The organism is Xenorhabdus vietnamensis, assembly GCF_002127535.1.
Taxonomy (GTDB): domain Bacteria; phylum Pseudomonadota; class Gammaproteobacteria; order Enterobacterales; family Enterobacteriaceae; genus Xenorhabdus; species Xenorhabdus vietnamensis.
This window is the reverse complement of the sequence record NZ_MUBJ01000098.1, coordinates 1-958: the sequence shown is the minus strand read 5'-3', so window position 1 is coordinate 958 and position 958 is coordinate 1. Positions and strand designations below refer to the sequence as shown.

The following is a 958-nucleotide window of genomic DNA, read 5'->3' as shown; positions in this document are numbered from 1 at the left end:
TTTTGGGTGAGTAGACCCGCTCAGTCACCTGAGTGGGCCCCTCCTCAGAACCGGACGTGCGGAACTACCGCATCCGGCTCCCGACAGACCTGTGTCCCCACACATATTCAGCGAGAATTGAACATTGAATGTGTTTTCCATCGAGACGGATAACCCAGCATTTTCAGGATCAGATTTAGCTTTTCCCACGTCAGTCGGCGACGCCCACCTTTTCGGTTAAACCATCGATAGATTATTCGCGTACTTTGGTAGATAAATTGCTCGACTCTTCTCTGGTTGTCAGAAATACCGTGATAGTTTATCCAGCCTCTGACTACCCTGATGATGGTATTCAGGATGAGCCTTATATCGGTCGTATTCAGGTTCTTCCAGAGGAAGTCCCTGAGTCCCTTCAATTTGGCTGCGAACCGGTCTTTTCGGCTGGTAAACTTCAGCCGCCAGACACCTTTTCGCGTTTTCCCCCAATAGCAGGTGAATCCCAGAAAATTGAACGTTGGTAAGCGTTTCCCTGACAAATCTGCTCTCATTGCTGCAACGTGCCCCGCAGGGATTAACTGCGATTTGTCACTGTGCAATTCCAATCCATATTTGTTCAGTCTTTTCGGTAATACCGCATAGAAACACTTTGCTTCTCTGGGGTACTGGAAGGTAAACACCATGTCATCGGCATACCTTACCCTCTCTGCCCGTCCGCGAAGATGGGAATGGCTAATTTTGTCAAACCACTCATCAATCACGTGATGTAGATAGATATTGGCAAGCACCGGTGACAGGATTGAACCTTGAGGACACCCACGGACATTGTTGGAAACTACGTTGTCCATCATGACTGGAGCCGTTATCAGTACCTCAATCAATCTGAGAAAACGGCGGTCTGATATCTTCTTCCGAAGCAGATCCATCAACTCGATATGCGGTATCATGTTGAAGTATTTTCGGATGTCGATTTCCACTATAG

General features: G+C 47.7%; 1 protein-coding gene. It reads right to left on the bottom strand.

Annotated features, from left to right (window positions below; genetic code table 11):
- Nucleotides 1–107: 107 nt before the first annotated feature.
- Nucleotides 108–958 (bottom strand): reverse transcriptase domain-containing protein (locus Xvie_RS20355; RefSeq protein ID WP_244175759.1); only part of this gene is annotated, 851 nt, incomplete at its 5' end.